The organism is Silvania sp. (assembly GCF_051656365.1).
Classification (GTDB): domain Bacteria; phylum Pseudomonadota; class Gammaproteobacteria; order Enterobacterales; family Enterobacteriaceae; genus Enterobacter; species Enterobacter hatchlandensis.
The window spans coordinates 18,374-34,554 of the sequence record NZ_JBOGBT010000071.1 but is presented as its reverse complement, the minus strand read 5'-3'; the positions used below and the strand labels follow the sequence as shown (position 1 = coordinate 34,554).

Here is a 16,181-nt window from a genome sequence, read left to right as displayed (position 1 = left end):
TCTTTGTCCCACGGACGGCTTGCCGCTTGCGGGTTATCATTACGCGTAGACAGCGCACGTGCTGCGCCAAAACCACCCACACCCAGCGGTGTACTGGCTTTTTCAGCACCACCCGCAACCATCGCGTCTGCGTCGCCGTATGCAATGATACGTGCAGCATGACCGATGTTATGCACGCCTGAAGTACAGGCGGTCGCGATGGAGATGCTTGGCCCTTGCAGGCCGTACATGATGGTCAGGTGACCTGCCACCATGTTAACAATCGTCGACGGAACGAAGAACGGGCTGATCTTACGCGGTCCACCGTTTACCAGAGAGGTATGGTTTTCTTCGATAAGACCGAGACCGCCAATACCAGAGCCGATTGCGGCGCCAATACGATGGGCGTTCTCTTCCGTAATTTCGAGGCCAGAATCCTGCATGGCCTGGGCGCCAGCGACAATTCCATATTGAATGAAGGCATCCATCTTGCGCTGTTCTTTGCGCGAGATAATGTCATCACAGTTAAAATCCTTTACTAAGCCAGCAAATTTGGTTGCATAGGCGCTAGTATCGAAATGGTCGATCAGGCTGATGCCACTCTGACCGGCAAGGAGAGCTTTCCAGGTAGACTCTACGGTATTGCCGACAGGAGACAACATGCCCAGTCCGGTCACAACTACACGACGCTTAGACACGGTTGTCCTCCAGGGAGGGAAAATAATTCAAGTGGGATAAAAAGATAAAACTCAGGCGGTCGAATGACCGCCTGGAGATGTTCACTTACGCCTGGTGGCCGTTGATGTAATCAATGGCAGCCTGAACGGTAGTGATTTTCTCAGCTTCTTCGTCCGGAATCTCAGTATCAAACTCTTCTTCCAGAGCCATTACCAGCTCAACGGTGTCAAGAGAATCTGCGCCCAGGTCTTCAACGAAGGAAGCGGAGTTCACAACTTCTTCCTGCTTAACGCCCAGCTGTTCGCCAATAATTTTCTTAACGCGTTCTTCGATAGTGCTCATACTCTTAAATTTCCTATCAAAACTCGCTTTCGCGATGGTTTTCGTAGTGTATAAAATGTTGAAAAATTTGCAACTAAATCCCGGCAGGTCGTACCACGATTTTGCGTTATTCTGAGGCCATTCACCCTAATAACGCAAATCTTTTTGATCGTGGTTAAACCATGTACATTCCGCCGTTAACGTGGAGAGTCTCACCAGTGATGTAACTCGCTTCGTCAGAGGCTAAAAATGCTACCGCGCTGGCGATTTCTTTAGGATCGCCAAGACGACCCGCAGGAACTGCCGCCAGCGTACCCGCACGCTGATCTTCAGTCAGCGCACGCGTCATGTCCGTTTCAATAAAGCCCGGAGCAACAACGTTTACCGTAATACCGCGAGACGCAACTTCGCGCGCCAGCGACTTACTGAAACCGATCAGACCTGCTTTCGCCGCAGCGTAGTTAGCCTGACCAGCATTTCCCATGGTACCAACCACAGAACCGACAGTGATAATACGTCCATGACGCTTTTTCATCATAGCTCGCATTACCGCTTTTGACAGACGGAATACAGATGAAAGATTGGTTTCGATAATATCGTTCCACTCATCATCTTTCATTCGCATCAGCAGGTTGTCGCGAGTAATCCCGGCATTATTGACCAGAATATCCACTTCGCCAAATTCTGCGCGAATGTTTCCCAGAACAGATTCGATAGATGCAGGATCGGTCACATTCAACATCAGACCTTTGCCGTTCGCACCCAGATAATCAGTGATCGCCTGCGCACCGCTTTCGCTGGTTGCAGTACCGATCACCGTCGCGCCGCGCGCGACGAGCGTTTCAGCAATGGCACGGCCAATACCACGGCTTGCGCCGGTGACCAGTGCGATTTTTCCTTCAAAACTCATGGTATTCCTCTTCTTACTGCGCGAGTGCCGCTGACAGTGCTTCCGGCTCATTAATGGCCGACGCGGTCAGGGTATCAACAATACGTTTTGTCAGACCGGTGAGGACTTTACCCGGACCTGCTTCATACAGGTGCTCAACGCCCTGCGATGCCATAAATTCAACGGTTTTGGTCCACTGAACCGGGCTGTACAACTGGCGAACCAGCGCATGACGGATAGCCTCTGGCGCGGTTTCACACTGCACATCAACGTTGTTTACCACCGCGATAACCGGTGCATTGAAGGTGATTTTTTCCAGTTCAATCGCCAGTTTCTCTGCAGCAGGCTTCATCAGCGCGCAGTGGGATGGGACGCTAACCGGCAGCGGCAGCGCACGCTTAGCACCGGCAGCTTTACAGGCAGCACCAGCGCGTTCAACCGCTTCTTTGTGACCGGCGATAACCACCTGGCCAGGCGAGTTGAAGTTAACCGGTGAAACCACCTGCCCAGCGGCTGACTCTTCGCACGCTTTCGCAATAGCAGCATCATCCAGACCGATAATAGCCGACATGCCGCCGGTCCCTTCCGGTACCGCTTCCTGCATAAACTTGCCGCGCAGTTCAACCAGGCGTACCGCGTCAGCAAATGCAATCACACCGGCACATACCAGCGCAGAGTATTCCCCCAGGCTATGGCCTGCCAGCAGCGCAGGCGTTTTGCCACCCTGCTGTTGCCATACGCGCCACAGGGCCACCGATGCGGTCAGCAGCGCTGGCTGCGTCTGCCAGGTTTTATTCAGCTCTTCGGCTGGCCCCTGCTGAGTCAGCGCCCAAAGATCATAGCCCAGAGCATCAGAAGCTTCACGGAATGTCTCTTCGATTACCGGATACTCTGCCGCTAAACCAGACAACATTCCTACGGCCTGAGAACCCTGGCCCGGAAACACAAAAGCAAACTGCGTCATTATTTAATCCTTATACTAGAAACGAACCAGCGCAGAACCCCAGGTGAAACCGCCACCGAAGGCTTCGAGCAACACCAGTTGGCCCCGTTGAATTCGTCCATCGCGCACCGCTTCGTCAAATGCGCAGGGTACCGATGCCGCAGACGTATTGCCGTGACGATCCAGTGTCACCACAACGTTATCCATAGACATGCCGAGTTTCTTCGCAGTAGCGCTGATGATGCGCAGGTTAGCCTGATGCGGCACCAGCCAGTCGAGGGCGGAGCGCTCGAGGTTGTTGGCTTCCAGCGTTTCATCAACGATATGCGCCAGCTCGGTGACCGCCACTTTGAAGACTTCATTCCCCGCCATGGTCAGGTAGATTGAGCTGTCCGGATTAACACGATCTGCGTTTGGCAGCGTTAACAGCTCGCCGTAGCGGCCGTCCGCATGCAGATGTGTCGAGATAATGCCCGGCTCTTCAGATTGTCCCAGCAGAACTGCACCTGCACCATCACCAAAGATAATGATTGTCCCACGATCTTCTGGATTGCATGTCCGCGCCAGCACGTCAGCACCGATCACCAGCGCATGCTTAACCGAACCGGATTTCACGTACTGATCGGCAATGCTCAGCGCATAGGTAAAGCCTGCGCAGGCAGCCGCCACGTCAAACGCCGGGCAGCCTTTAATGCCCAGCATGTTCTGTACCTGGCACGCCGCACTTGGGAAAGCATGGGTCGAGGACGTCGTCGCGACAATAATCAGACCGATGTCTTCTTTATCGATACCCGCCATCTCCAGCGCGCGCTGGGCAGCTTCAAAGCCCATGGTGGCAACCGTTTCATCTGGCGCGGCAATACGACGTTCACGGATACCTGTACGCGTGACAATCCACTCGTCAGACGTATCTACCATTTTTTCCAGATCGGCGTTGGTTCGCACTTGTTTTGGCAGATAGCTGCCGGTACCTAAAATCTTCGTATACATGTACGCTCAGTCACTTTTTGCTAATACAGATCCCAGGCGAGCGGCAATCCGCTGTGGGACTTGTCGCTGCACCGCCTGCACTGCCTGTTCAATCGCGACGGAAAACGCTCGCTGATTGGCGGCACCGTGACTCTTAATCACGATGCCGCGCAATCCTAACAGACAGGCGCCATTATACTGGTCGGGGTTGAGGTGACTGAATCGCCGCGCCAGGCTCTTTTGTAACCAACGCTTCAATAAAATCAGCCACCATGACCTTTTTTTCCCCTCTCCCTGCGATTTAAGCAGAGAAAGAAACATTCTCACCACCCCTTCCATGGTTTTCAGTGTCACGTTACCTGTAAACCCGTCACACACCAGTACATCCGTTTTTCCGGTCAATAATTCGTTGGCTTCAAGATAACCAATATAGTTGATGGACGGCTCGTTTTTTAGCCGCTCTCCCGCTTCACGAATGCTGTCGAGACCTTTGGTCTCTTCTTCACCGATATTCAACAAGGCCACCCGAGGGCGGGAAATTCCCAGTACTTCTTCAGCCAGCACCGAGCCCATCACCGCAAATTGCGCCAGCATCACGCTATCGCAATCGACGTTGGCACCTAAATCAAGCACCACCGTTTTGCCCTTTTGCTGATGCGGCAGTACCGTCACCAGCGCCGGGCGCTCAATCCCATCAATGGGCTTGAGCAGTAATTTTGCCAGCCCCATCAGTGCGCCGGTGTTTCCCGCGCTAACGCACGCTTGCGCGCGTCCATCTTTTACCAGCTCAAGTGCAATACGCATTGAGCTGCCGCGACTGTTGCGGATGGCCTGCGAAGGCCTGACATCACTGGCAATAACTGACTGCGCAGGAATAATCTGCAGACGCGAACGTTGTTCGAAGTCAGCTTTTGCGAGTAATGGCGTGATTGCGTCGGGGTTTCCGACTAATAGAAGAGTGAGTTGCGAATTAGAGTTCAGTGCCTGCAATGCTGCAGGCACTGTCACAGAAGGGCCAAAATCACCCCCCATGACATCTAACGCCAGGGTTAGACGTGTCAAGGTATCGTCACAGCCTGGTTCGGTATATCCCCGCTTGCACGGGGAAACCCTCACTAAGCTTAATCACGCAAACGCGTGATTACTTAGTGATAACCTTGCGGCCGCGGTAGAAACCGTCAGCAGTGATGTGGTGACGCAGGTGTTGTTCACCAGAAGTCTTGTCTACAGACAGGCTGGTAACTGCAGTCAGCGCGTCATGGGAACGACGCATGCCACGTTTGGAACGGGTTGGTTTATTCTGTTGTACGGCCATGGACCTTACTCCTTAATTACTTACGCTTTAAACTGGCTAATACGGCAAATGGGTTTGGTTTTTGCGCTTCAACAGGCAATTCCCCAAAGACCATGTCCGCCTCGGACACTTCACAGTGTTCAGAATCATGCACCGGAACCACAGGCATAGTGAGGATCACTTCATCTTCAACTAGTGCCAGCAGATCGATTTCACCGAATTCGTTAACCTCAATCGGCTCATACGCTTCCGGGAGTGCTTCAGCCTGCTCGACAGAGCGAACGGGACTAAAACAATATGTTGTGTGAACATGAAGTGGGAACGATTTCCCGCAACGCTGACACTCGAGCGTAACCGATACCTTTGCATCACCGGTCAATACGGCAAGGCGCTGGTTATCGATAGCGAACGACATGGAGCATTCCACATCACTGTCCACACTGACTACGGATTCGGCGATACGCTCAACCTGATCGCGGGTATAGATACCGTGATAATCAAGGCGTTTTTGAGCCGTACGAACCGGATCAAGAGTCAGGGGTAATTTTACCTTTTGCATAGGGCGCGCATATTAACTTTGTAACGTCATAGAGTCAAAGAAAAAGGCAACCTCGGGCTGCCTTTTGCCAATTATTCGCACACATTGCGGCCTGTAGTTTAAAATGGCTGGCATCGATACGCTATATCTGGTGAAAAAAATATGCCAAATCTTCTTCTTGCCTCCACATCACCCTATCGCCGCGTGCTGCTGGAAAAGCTCGGACTGCCGTTTGAATGTGCCGCACCGAACGTAGATGAAAGCCCACGCCCCGGTGAATCACCGCGCCATCTGGTGGTCCGTCTGGCTCAGGAAAAAGCGCAAAGTCTGGCTGCACGCTACCCTGACCATCTGATTATAGGTTCCGATCAGGTTTGCGTCCTGGACGGCGAGATTACCGGTAAACCGCATACGGAAGAGAATGCGCGTCAGCAGCTCATGAAGGCACGCGGCAGCATTGTCACTTTTTACACCGGCCTGGCCCTCTACAATGCCGCGACGGGGCATTTACAGACCGAATGCGAGCCCTTTGATGTCCACTTTCGCCACCTTAGCGAACAGGAGATTGAGGATTACGTCCGCAAAGAGCGACCGCTGAACTGTGCAGGCAGTTTTAAGAGTGAAGGATTAGGGATTGCACTGTTTGACAAGCTGGACGGTCGTGACCCGAATGCGCTGGTAGGATTACCGCTGATTGCGCTGTGCCAGATGTTACGTCGGGAACACTATAACCCGCTGATGGCGTAACTTACGCAGGGTGGCGCTATGCTTACCCGGCCTACATAACCATAGGCCCGTGCAAGCGCAGCGCCGCCTGGCGATTAACCGCGCAAAACTTTCAGGCAGCGTTTCAGCTGCTCGTCCATTGGCGCTTCAATACGCATGATTTCGCCCGTGCCTGGGTGTGTGAACTTCAGCGCGGCGGCGTGCAGGAACAGACGCGATAATCCCGTGCCCGCCAACTGCTTATCGAACTCACGGTCACCATAACGGTCGTCGAAGGCGATAGGATGACCGGCATGTTGAGTATGAACGCGGATCTGGTGGGTACGTCCGGTCACCGGACTGCAGCGCACCAGCGTCGCAAATTCATAGCGCTCTTCAACTTTGAAGCGCGTCTCAGACGGTTTGCCTTCCTGGTTAACGCGAACGATGCGCTCACCGCTTTGCAAAATATTCTTCAGCAGCGGGGCCTGCACCACTTTAACGTGGGACTGCCACTGCCCGCGCACCAGCGCCAGATAATCTTTCTGCATCCCTTTTTCACGCAGCTGTTCATGCAGCGAACGCAGGGCAGAACGTTTCTTGGCGACTAAGAGCACACCGGAGGTGTCGCGATCGAGACGATGAACCAGCTCGAGGAAACGTGCTTCAGGGCGCAGCGCGCGCAGACCTTCAATCACACCGAAGCTCAACCCGCTACCGCCATGCACGGCAGTGCCGGAGGGCTTGTTCAACACCAGAATATGATCGTCTTCATATAAAATCACATTCGTCAGGGCCGCCACTTTATTCAGATGCGGCGATACAGCCTCTTCTTCCCGTTCAGCAACGCGAACGGGCGGGATGCGTATTTCATCACCCGCTTCAAGTTTGTATTCAGGTTTGATGCGCTTCTTATTCACCCGCACCTCGCCCTTGCGCAAGATGCGATAAATCATACTCTTTGGCACACCTTTCAGTTGGGTGCGCAAAAAGTTGTCGATTCGTTGCCCCGCTTCATCTTCGGTGATGGCAACCATTTTTACGGATGGAGTCTCTGTTTTCATGGTGGGCGATTCTAATTATCACCAGCCATTAGCGCCACTCATTTTTCTATGCTTATATTTACATCTACCCGGTAACCGCCTGGCGCACGCAATCGATTTGATGGTTATTAAACCAATCACCTCGATGAAGTGAAGAAACTGTGAGTAACCGGGTGATAATTGGTAAAAGTCATCTTGCTATAACCCGGTTAGCAATGGAATAATGCTGCTGTTTTCCGTGTTAAATCCGGGTTTAGTAAGGATAAGACGGAATGACCAATTTTGTCTGACCGATCATCCACGCAGCAATGGCGTAAGACGTATTGATCTTTCAGACAGTTAGCGGGCTGCGGGTTGCAGTACTTACCGGTAAATGGAATCTTCTCTGGAGAGTTTTACCCAGGCTGTTCCCCTGATAATTGCGCTGTATTTCCGTATGAAATACAGGCAACCGACACTTTGCGCCTCTTAAGCGAGCGACAACCGTGAGGTTGGCGACGTGAATAGACACGAGGCCATCGGTTCATACCCCGGAAAGCGTCACCTTGCCCGCAGCTTAGTCGTCAATGTAAGAATAATGAGTAAGTTACGATGAAAAGAATGTTAATCAACGCAACTCAGCAAGAAGAGTTGCGTGTCGCCCTTGTGGATGGGCAGCGTCTGTACGATCTGGATATCGAAAGTCCGGGACACGAACAGAAAAAAGCGAACATTTACAAAGGTAAAATCACCCGCATTGAACCGAGCCTTGAAGCCGCATTTGTTGATTACGGTGCCGAGCGTCACGGTTTCCTCCCGCTGAAAGAGATCGCTCGCGAATACTTCCCTTCTAACTATAACGCCCATGGCCGTCCGAACATCAAAGATGTCCTGCGTGAAGGTCAGGAAGTTATCGTTCAGATCGATAAAGAAGAGCGCGGCAACAAAGGCGCTGCACTCACTACCTTTATCAGTCTGGCAGGCAGCTATCTGGTCCTGATGCCTAATAACCCGCGTGCGGGGGGGATCTCCCGCCGTATCGAAGGTGATGACCGTACCGAGCTGAAAGAAGCGCTGGGCAGTCTTGAACTGCCAGACGGCATGGGCCTGATTGTCCGTACCGCCGGCGTTGGCAAATCTGCCGAAGCGCTGCAGTGGGATCTGGGCTTCCGTCTGAAGCACTGGGAAGCGATTCAGAAAGCCGCTGAAAGCCGCCCTGCTCCGTTCCTGATCCACCAGGAAAGTAACGTTATCGTGCGTGCTTTCCGTGACTATCTGCGTCAGGACATCGGCGAAATCCTGATTGATAACCCGAAAGTGCTTGAGCTGGCTCGCCAGCACATCGCCGCGCTGGGTCGTCCGGATTTCACCAGCAAAATTAAACTGTACACCGGTGAAATCCCGCTGTTCAGCCACTACCAGATCGAATCGCAAATCGAGTCCGCTTTCCAGCGTGAAGTACGTTTGCCGTCCGGTGGTTCCATTGTTATCGATAGCACCGAAGCGCTGACCGCCATCGACATTAACTCCGCACGTGCAACCCGCGGCGGCGATATCGAAGAAACGGCGTTCAACACAAACCTGGAAGCGGCCGACGAGATTGCTCGCCAGCTGCGCCTGCGCGATCTGGGCGGCCTGATCGTTATCGATTTCATCGACATGACCCCGGTCCGTCACCAGCGCGCGGTAGAAAACCGCCTGCGTGAAGCGGTACGTCAGGACCGTGCGCGTATCCAGATAAGCCACATCTCACGATTTGGTCTGCTGGAGATGTCCCGTCAGCGTCTCAGCCCGTCACTGGGTGAATCCAGCCACCACGTCTGCCCGCGCTGTAGCGGCACCGGTACCGTGCGTGATAACGAGTCGCTGTCGCTCTCTATCCTGCGTCTGATTGAAGAAGAAGCGCTGAAAGAGAACACCAAAGAAGTTCACGCTATTGTGCCCGTGCCGATCGCCTCTTACCTGCTGAACGAAAAACGTGCAGCGGTAAGCGCTATCGAAACCCGTCTGGGTGGCTTGCGCTGCGTGATCGTTCCGAACGATCAGATGCAGACCCCACACTACTCCGTGCTGCGCGTTCGCAAAGGCGAAGAGACGACCACGCTGAGCTACATGCTGCCTAAGCTGCATGAAGAAGAAATGGCGCTGCCGTCTGAGGCCGAGTACAACGAACGTAAACTGCCTGAGCAGCCAGCGCTGGCCGCTTTTGTGATGCCAGAAGCACCTCCAGCACCTGCCCAGGAAAGCGTTGATGCGCAACCTGTGGCGCAGAAACCTGCTGCAGAAACCCGCACTGCCCCTGCTGAACCTGGCCTGCTGAGCCGTTTCTTCGGTGCGCTGAAGAAAATGTTTGCCGGTGAAGAGCCGCAGCCTGCCCCGGAACCGGTAGAGCAGAAAGAAGTTAAACCAGAGCGCTCACAGGATCGTCGTAAGCGTCAGAACAACCGCCGTGACCGTAACGATCGCAACGATCGCCGTGATAACCGCGATAGCCGTTCTGACAATAGCGAAGGCCGTGAAGGTCGTGAAAATCGCGATAACCGTGATAATCGTGAGAGCCGCGAAGGTCGTGAAAGCCGTGAAGGTCGCGATGATAACCGCCGCAACCGCCGCGAAAAACCACAGCAGAACGTGGAAGAACGCGAAGTTCGCCAGCCGGTCAGCGACGAGTCTGAAAAATCCAGACAGCGTGATGAGCAGCAGCCGCGCCGCGAGCGCAACCGTCGTCGTAGTGATGACAAGCGCCAGGCGCAGCAAGAAACGAAAGAGCTTAACCGCGAAGAGCAACCCGTGCAGGATGCCGAGCAGGAAGAAAACATTCAGGTTATGCCGCGCCGTAAACCGCGCCAGCTGAACCAGAAAGTGCGTTTCCAGACTCAGGAAGAGATGGCTGCTGAAGCCGTTGCCCCGCACGCTGCGCCTGCGCAGAGCACTGAGCTGGCTAAAGTTGACCTGCCTGCGGTAATCGAAAGTGCACCAGAGCAGGAAGACAACGCTGAAAATCGTGACAACACCGGTATGCCACGTCGTTCACGTCGTTCTCCGCGTCACCTGCGTGTAAGCGGTCAGCGTCGTCGTCGCTATCGTGATGAGCGTTACCCGCTGCAGTCTCCAATGCCGCTGGCGATTGCCTGTGCATCACCAGAAATGGCCTCGGGTAAAGCCTGGATCCGCTATCCGGTTGCCCGTCCTCAGGAGCAGCAGTTCGACGAGCAGAACATCGCGCCAGAAACTGTTGCCCCTGTGATGCCTGTCGCCGATGAGGTCATCACCGAAGCCGCTGCCGTCTCCATCCCGGAGCCGCAGGTCGCTGCAGTTGAGACCGCTCATCCAGAGGTGATTGCTTCGCCTGTTAGCGAGCAGCCGCAGATCATCGCCGCTGAAGATGTCGTGGTTGCTGAGCAGGTCGTGGAAGAAGTACAGGCTGCAGAGCCGGTTGAAATCGCCGCCGTTGCGGTTGAACCCGAGCCACAGCAGGACGTCGTAGAAGTGGACGTTGAAACTACCGTGCAGCCGGAAGTTGAAATTGCTGTTGAACCGGTGCCTGTTGCTGAAGCAAAACCTGAGGTGGTTGAAGTGAAAACCGCGGAAGTAGAGGTTGAAGCCAAGCCTGTACCCGTCGCTCAGGCGAATGCAGATGTTCACTATGCTACTGCGCCAATGACCCGTGCTCCGGCACCGGACTATGTTCCGGACGCACCGCGTCAAAGCGACTGGGTTCGCCCGGCCTTCGATTTCGAAGGTAAAGGTTCTGCTGGCGGCCACAGTGCTTCGCACCAGGCCACTGCACCTGCAACGCGCCCGCAGTCTGCTAAATAAGCGTACTGCACGTTAAAAGCCGACCTTCGGGTCGGCTTTTTTATTTCTCTTGCGCCGGACTGCGCATTCCGGCGATTTCCGGCATCACCTCGCGCATCATGTCCAGGAAGCGGCGTAACCGCGCCGGATAATAACGCGACCACGGATAGACCAGATGAACGGGCAACGCCGCAGGCTGCCAGTCCGGCAGCAGATGCACCAGTCTCCCCTCACGGATATCCCCTTCCACCGTCCAGCTTGATACCACCGCCACGCCCAGTCCGGTCAGGGCACTTTTACGCGCCACGTACAGACTGTCGGTACTCAGTCTCGGTGAGATAGCAATACGCAGCGCAGGCTGCGTAACATCGTTAAACAACTCGATATGCTCACGATAAAAAGTATTCAGCGCCACCCAGGGCAGCGCCGAGAGATCTTCAGGTTTATGGACAGGGGCATGGCGGGAGAGCAATTCAGGCGAAGCCACAATACAGCGCGGCACTTCCGCCAGCAGAACCGATACCGTTGCCGGATCAACCTCCGCCCCCACGCGGATAGCGCAGTCGATATTGTCACTGAGAAAATCAGCGGAGCGATCGTTCAACATCCACTCCACGTTTAGCCGGGGGTAGCGCAGCAGAAACGCCGTTAACGGCTCCAGCAGCTGCTCCTGACCAAAAGCATGCGGGGCACGTACCCGCAGCACGCCCACGGGTTCATCTTCCGTTTGACCCACTTCATCTTCCAGTGCCAGCCAGCTGTCGATAACGCGTCGGGCATGCTGATAGCAGCGCTCACCGTCGTCCGTCAGCTTCATGGCGTGGGTGGTGCGCAGGATCAGGCGTGCCCCTAACAAGGTTTCCAGCGACTGCAGTCGGCGACTCACCGTCGCCTGGGTGGTGCTCATCTGCACGGCGGCGGCAGAGAGCGACCCCGCTTCAACGATACGCACAAAGGTGCGCATCAGCTCTACTCTGTCTATACGCTCTGAGCGTTTCATTATCGATTCACTTATACGTTACACGTATAAGTGTTTTAACACTGCGCCTGCTACCACCGCAAGGCGAGCTGCGGAAGAATAGCGCCACACCCGATATAAGGAACCGCATATGAACACTCACACCGCTACCCAGGCCGTCAGCCGTTGGGTCATATTTATCCTCGCAATAGGCGCAGGATTTAGCGTCGCCGCTATTTACTATGCCCAGCCACTGCTGCCGCTGATGGGTAGCGATCTGCATCTCAGCATCGAGGGCATGGGGATGGTACCGACCCTGACTCAGGCAGGCTATGCGCTGGGGATCCTGTTTCTTCTGCCGCTGGGCGACCGTCACGATCGCCGGACGCTGATCGTGCTGAAAAGTGCCGCGCTGGCGCTGTTGCTGCTGGCCTGTAGCCTGACCGTTCAGATCCACTCCCTGCTGCTGGTGAGCCTGTTGATTGGAATGACCGCCACCATGGCCCAGGATATCGTTCCGGCCGCGGCCATTCTGGCGCCTGAGGGCAAACAGGGGAAAACGGTCGGGACGGTGATGACCGGTCTGTTACTGGGGATCCTGCTCTCCAGAACCGTGAGCGGTGTGGTCGGTGAGGCCTTCGGCTGGCGCGTGATGTACCAGCTGGCTGCGGGAAGTATTGCGCTTCTCGCCGTAGTGATGTGGAGGGTGTTGCCCCGCTTTGCGGTCTCCTCAACGCTGAGTTACCCGGCACTGATGCGCTCTATGGCACACCTGTGGCAACGCTACCCGGCATTGCGTCGTGCCGCACTGGCGCAGGGCTTTCTCTCCATTGCTTTCAGCGCCTTCTGGTCGACGCTGGCGGTGATGCTAATGGAACATTATCAGCTGGGCAGTGCGGTTGCAGGCGGATACGGTATTGCGGGTGCCGCTGGGGCGCTGGCAGCACCTCTGGCGGGCGGGCTGGCCGACAAGCTCGGCGCCGGAAAAGTCACCCAACTGGGTGCCGCGCTGGTGACCCTCTCCTTTGCACTGATGTTTTTGCTGCCGCTGTTTGGCCTGCATGGCCAGCTGATCCTGATTGCCGTTGCTGCCGTGGGCTTTGACCTGGGTCTGCAATCCAGCCTCGTCGCCCATCAGAATCTGGTGTATGGCCTGGAGCCGCAGGCACGCGGCCGTCTGAATGCCCTGCTCTTTACCGTCGTGTTTATTGGTATGGCATTAGGATCCGCGCTCGGCAGTCAACTGTATACCCTTGCCGGATGGCCGGGCGTGGTTGCCCTGGCGACCGTGGCTGCGGCGGTGGCGCTGGTCATCCGCCTGACCAAACGCCCCCGGGAGACGCGCACGGCAGTCAACTCTTGATAAAAAAAAGCCCAATCCGCGAACGGATTGGGCAGAGAGAACATAACCAGTTTCAAGCCATGTTCTAAAGGTGAAAATGTTATTTATTAAGCTGGAACAAGGACATGCCCTGCATATCGCTGAAGGCCTTGTATGACGCCTGGAGCGCAGCTTGCTGCATCGTGTAAGAGGAAATGGCTGCGTTCCAGTCCACATCGATCAGATCGCTCATCTGCTGGGTCTGACCTAACGCACGATCGCTACCCAGCGTATCAAGTGCGTCGAGTTCGTTCAGTTTTGTGCCCAGATCGGCGCGCACGGTCAAAACGTTATCCAGGGAGTTGCGTAAGCCACGGTTTGCTTTATCAATGTCTTTAGTCAACTGCTCAGCCTTAGTCTGATCGCCTTCTACCGGAGTCTTCAGAGCCGTAATGGCGTTATCCAGAATTTTGAACAGGTTCGTTTCCGGTGCGCTGCCGTCTGGCTCCAGCGCAGCGTTACTGGTAAACGATTCGAATACTTCGCTACCTGTATGGCTAATCTGCATGGTACGCGCGGAATCCACCTGCTGACTAATCGGTGTTGTACCGCCTTCATATACGCCGGTGGCCTGATTAAATGCAGCTGCATCCGTTTTGTAGCCGGCAAAGATATATCGCCCGTTACCGTCAGTGCTATTTGCCAGGTTAACCAGCTGATCGCGAATACCCTGCAGATCGGTGGCAAGCGAATTACGGTCGTCGTCACTCAAAGAGCCGTTGCCCGAGTAGACAATTTTATCCTGTGCCGATTGCACTGCCTTAGTCACCTGATCCAGCACGCTCTCTTCCAGAGATACTTTCTGCGTAGCAAAGGAGCGGGCCAATGTAAATTGGCTATTCTGTGACTGCGCCTGGGATAACACCACTGCCTGCGAGGCGGCAATCGGGTCATCCGAAGGACGGTTAACACGTTTTCCGGTGGACATTTGCTCACCGTACTCCATCCACTTGCTCTGGGATTCGGTGATCCCACGCATGTTCTGCTGGTACATCATCTGGGTGCTAATACGCATCGTTCACCTCGGCCTTAGCGAATATTAATTAACGCATCGAAGAGCGTGCTGGCGGTTTGCAGCACCTGGGCATTTGCCAGGTAATACTGCTGGAAGCGCTGCAGGTTGCCATACTCTTCGTCGAGGTTAACCCCGGAAATTGACTGCTGCTGATTGCTCAGCTGCGTCGCCACGTTGGCCTGCGTCGTGCTGCTGGTTTTCAGGGTCGAGGTTTTGCTGCCGACGGTGCTGACCAGTGACGCATAGGCATCGTTAAAGGTTTTGTTACCGCCAACCACTTTGCTGCTTTGCAGATCCAGCAGCGCCTGACCGTTGCGGTTATCGCTCTCACCGCCCGCAGCATCAGACGCGAGGGCCAGTTTCGATTCGTCGCTGATCGCCAGATCCATATTCACAATGGCGTTAGCGACCGGTTTAACGATAAAGCTGTCTTTTGCACTTGCCGCGCCCGATACGCTGACCGTCAGGCCATCGAAAGATAAATTGCCGCTCCCGTCGTTAGTGGCGGTAACCGTGGTTTTATCGGAGAGGCGGGTAATCTTCCAGTCGGAGCCATCAAACTCCATCTTATAGTCAGTGGCCTGGACTTTGGCGCTGTCGGGGACGGAGATGGCGGCGGACACCGAGGCCGAACCGGTATTTTTGCTGTTAGCCAGTACCGCTGGCGTGCCGATATCAAACATTTTTTCACCGGCATTGCCTTCGGCATCAAAACCTTTTGCATGCTGGGTGTTCATGGCGTTGGCGAACGAGAGCGCCAGCTGATTCAAGGTGTTGCGCGCGGTGTCGAGCTCTTCAGTACGGAAGGTCAACAGCCCGCCGAGCGATCCGTTGGTCAGCAACTTTTCTGGGATCTCCACGCTTCCTGCCGCCTCGTCAACAAACGCCACGGTGGTGCGGGAAGGATCGGCGCTGGACTTCACGGCTGCCAGCTGACTGGAAGTGCTGCCCTGCACCAGGTTGTAGCCATTGCCAAACGATACGTTATAGGTGCCGCCATCCTGGACTGAAACTTCAACGCCGATAATCTGGTTCAGCTCGCTCACCAGCTGGTCGCGCTGATCGAGCAGGTTGTTAGGCGATGCCCCTGCCCCGACGCCGGTCAGTTTAGAGATCTGATCGTTCAGGTTCGCAATCTGCTTCGCGTAGTTGTTGATCTGATCAACGCTGGTGCCGATAGCAATATTGATCTGCTTATCCTGATCGCGCAGGTACTGATCGTTGACTTTAAACTGGTTCACCAGGCCATCGGCCTTGCCCAGCACCGTCTGACGCGCAGCCGGATCTTCGGCATTGCTGACCAGGGTTTGCAGGCTGGTAAAGAAACCCTGCATGGTGGTTGACAGGTTGTTGGTGGTACCGGACAGAACATCGTCGATTTTTGACATCTGCTGGTAGCGGGTATTCAGGGCGCTGCTCTGGTTCTGTGCTGTGCGCAGCTGGTTGGTGATGAATGAATCATATTCGCGCTGGACCCCGGAGACATACACGCCGTTGCCAACCCAACCGCCGCCGGTGAGTGTGCTGTTTGAGGCACTCAGCACCGTTGTCTGACGGGTATAGCCCGTGACGTTATAGCTTGAAATGTTATTACTGGCGGTATTCAGCGCTGCCTGTGCCGCGCTGAGGCCACTCATGGCGCTGTTGATCAAACTGGACATGGGGGTTCCTTTTATACTTTAGACACGAGT

General features: G+C 54.9%; 15 protein-coding genes. 3 read left to right on the top strand and 12 right to left on the bottom strand.

All coding sequences use genetic code 11. The annotated features are described in order from the left end of the window. From ACRDD5_RS13855 to yceD, 8 genes are all read right to left on the bottom strand, one after another. A partial coding sequence (locus ACRDD5_RS13855; protein WP_438677073.1) for a beta-ketoacyl synthase N-terminal-like domain-containing protein occupies positions 1-677 on the bottom strand: 677 nt, incomplete at its 3' end. Positions 678-762: 85 nt separating this feature from the next. Further along, positions 763-999 carry an acyl carrier protein gene (acpP, locus tag ACRDD5_RS13850; protein WP_003857954.1) on the bottom strand — a complete coding sequence of 79 codons (237 nt, stop codon included), beginning with the start codon at positions 997-999 and terminating at the stop codon, positions 763-765. Between the two features lie 154 nt (positions 1,000-1,153). Beyond that, a complete protein-coding gene (fabG, locus tag ACRDD5_RS13845; RefSeq protein ID WP_271281753.1) occupies positions 1,154-1,888 on the bottom strand; it encodes a 3-oxoacyl-ACP reductase FabG in 735 nt (244 codons plus the stop codon). Positions 1,889-1,901: 13 nt separating this feature from the next. After that, positions 1,902-2,831 carry an ACP S-malonyltransferase gene (gene fabD, locus ACRDD5_RS13840; protein WP_438677072.1) on the bottom strand — a complete coding sequence of 310 codons (930 nt, stop codon included), beginning with the start codon at positions 2,829-2,831 and terminating at the stop codon, positions 1,902-1,904. A 15-nt stretch (positions 2,832-2,846) separates the two neighbouring features. Then, entirely contained in the window at positions 2,847-3,800 is a 954-nt protein-coding gene (locus ACRDD5_RS13835) for a beta-ketoacyl-ACP synthase III (RefSeq protein ID WP_271281755.1), read from the bottom strand. Between the two features lie 6 nt (positions 3,801-3,806). Then, positions 3,807-4,841, bottom strand: coding sequence for a phosphate acyltransferase PlsX (plsX, locus tag ACRDD5_RS13830; protein WP_271281756.1), 1,035 nt, complete (start codon positions 4,839-4,841; stop codon positions 3,807-3,809). Positions 4,842-4,920: 79 nt separating this feature from the next. Continuing rightward, positions 4,921-5,094, bottom strand: coding sequence for a 50S ribosomal protein L32 (gene rpmF, locus ACRDD5_RS13825; protein WP_106992734.1), 174 nt, complete (start codon positions 5,092-5,094; stop codon positions 4,921-4,923). A gap of 16 nt (positions 5,095-5,110) precedes the next feature. Continuing rightward, on the bottom strand, positions 5,111-5,632 hold the full coding sequence (yceD, locus tag ACRDD5_RS13820) for a 23S rRNA accumulation protein YceD (RefSeq protein ID WP_271281757.1): 522 nt from the start codon (positions 5,630-5,632) through the stop codon (positions 5,111-5,113). Between the two features lie 141 nt (positions 5,633-5,773). On the opposite strand from yceD, the gene ACRDD5_RS13815 reads away from it, so the two are divergent. Then, the gene (locus ACRDD5_RS13815) at positions 5,774-6,358 is read left to right on the top strand and encodes a Maf family protein (protein ID WP_271281758.1); all 585 of its coding nucleotides are present in this window, start codon (positions 5,774-5,776) and stop codon (positions 6,356-6,358) included. A gap of 74 nt (positions 6,359-6,432) precedes the next feature. Here the strand turns inward: ACRDD5_RS13815 and rluC are convergent, their stop codons facing one another. After that, positions 6,433-7,380, bottom strand: coding sequence for a 23S rRNA pseudouridine(955/2504/2580) synthase RluC (gene rluC, locus ACRDD5_RS13810; protein ID WP_271281759.1), 948 nt, complete (start codon positions 7,378-7,380; stop codon positions 6,433-6,435). 570 nt (positions 7,381-7,950) lie between these two features. On the opposite strand from rluC, the gene rne reads away from it, so the two are divergent. After that, positions 7,951-11,157, top strand: coding sequence for a ribonuclease E (gene rne, locus ACRDD5_RS13805; RefSeq protein ID WP_438677071.1), 3,207 nt, complete (start codon positions 7,951-7,953; stop codon positions 11,155-11,157). 40 nt (positions 11,158-11,197) lie between these two features. Here the strand turns inward: rne and ACRDD5_RS13800 are convergent, their stop codons facing one another. Then, positions 11,198-12,136 carry a LysR family transcriptional regulator gene (locus ACRDD5_RS13800; RefSeq protein ID WP_438677070.1) on the bottom strand — a complete coding sequence of 313 codons (939 nt, stop codon included), beginning with the start codon at positions 12,134-12,136 and terminating at the stop codon, positions 11,198-11,200. A gap of 109 nt (positions 12,137-12,245) precedes the next feature. Between ACRDD5_RS13800 and ACRDD5_RS13795 the strand changes: the two genes are divergently transcribed. After that, positions 12,246-13,457, top strand: coding sequence for an MFS transporter (locus ACRDD5_RS13795; RefSeq protein WP_438677069.1), 1,212 nt, complete (start codon positions 12,246-12,248; stop codon positions 13,455-13,457). 79 nt (positions 13,458-13,536) lie between these two features. On the opposite strand, the gene flgL is transcribed toward ACRDD5_RS13795, so the two are convergent. Together flgL and flgK are read right to left on the bottom strand one after the other, a co-directional pair. Next, positions 13,537-14,490 carry a flagellar hook-associated protein FlgL gene (flgL, locus tag ACRDD5_RS13790; RefSeq protein ID WP_438677068.1) on the bottom strand — a complete coding sequence of 318 codons (954 nt, stop codon included), beginning with the start codon at positions 14,488-14,490 and terminating at the stop codon, positions 13,537-13,539. Positions 14,491-14,504: 14 nt separating this feature from the next. Then, positions 14,505-16,151 (bottom strand): flagellar hook-associated protein FlgK, encoded by a 1,647-nt coding sequence (gene flgK / locus ACRDD5_RS13785; RefSeq protein ID WP_438677067.1) that lies wholly within the window; start codon positions 16,149-16,151, stop codon positions 14,505-14,507. Between the last annotated feature and the right edge of the window lie 30 nt (positions 16,152-16,181).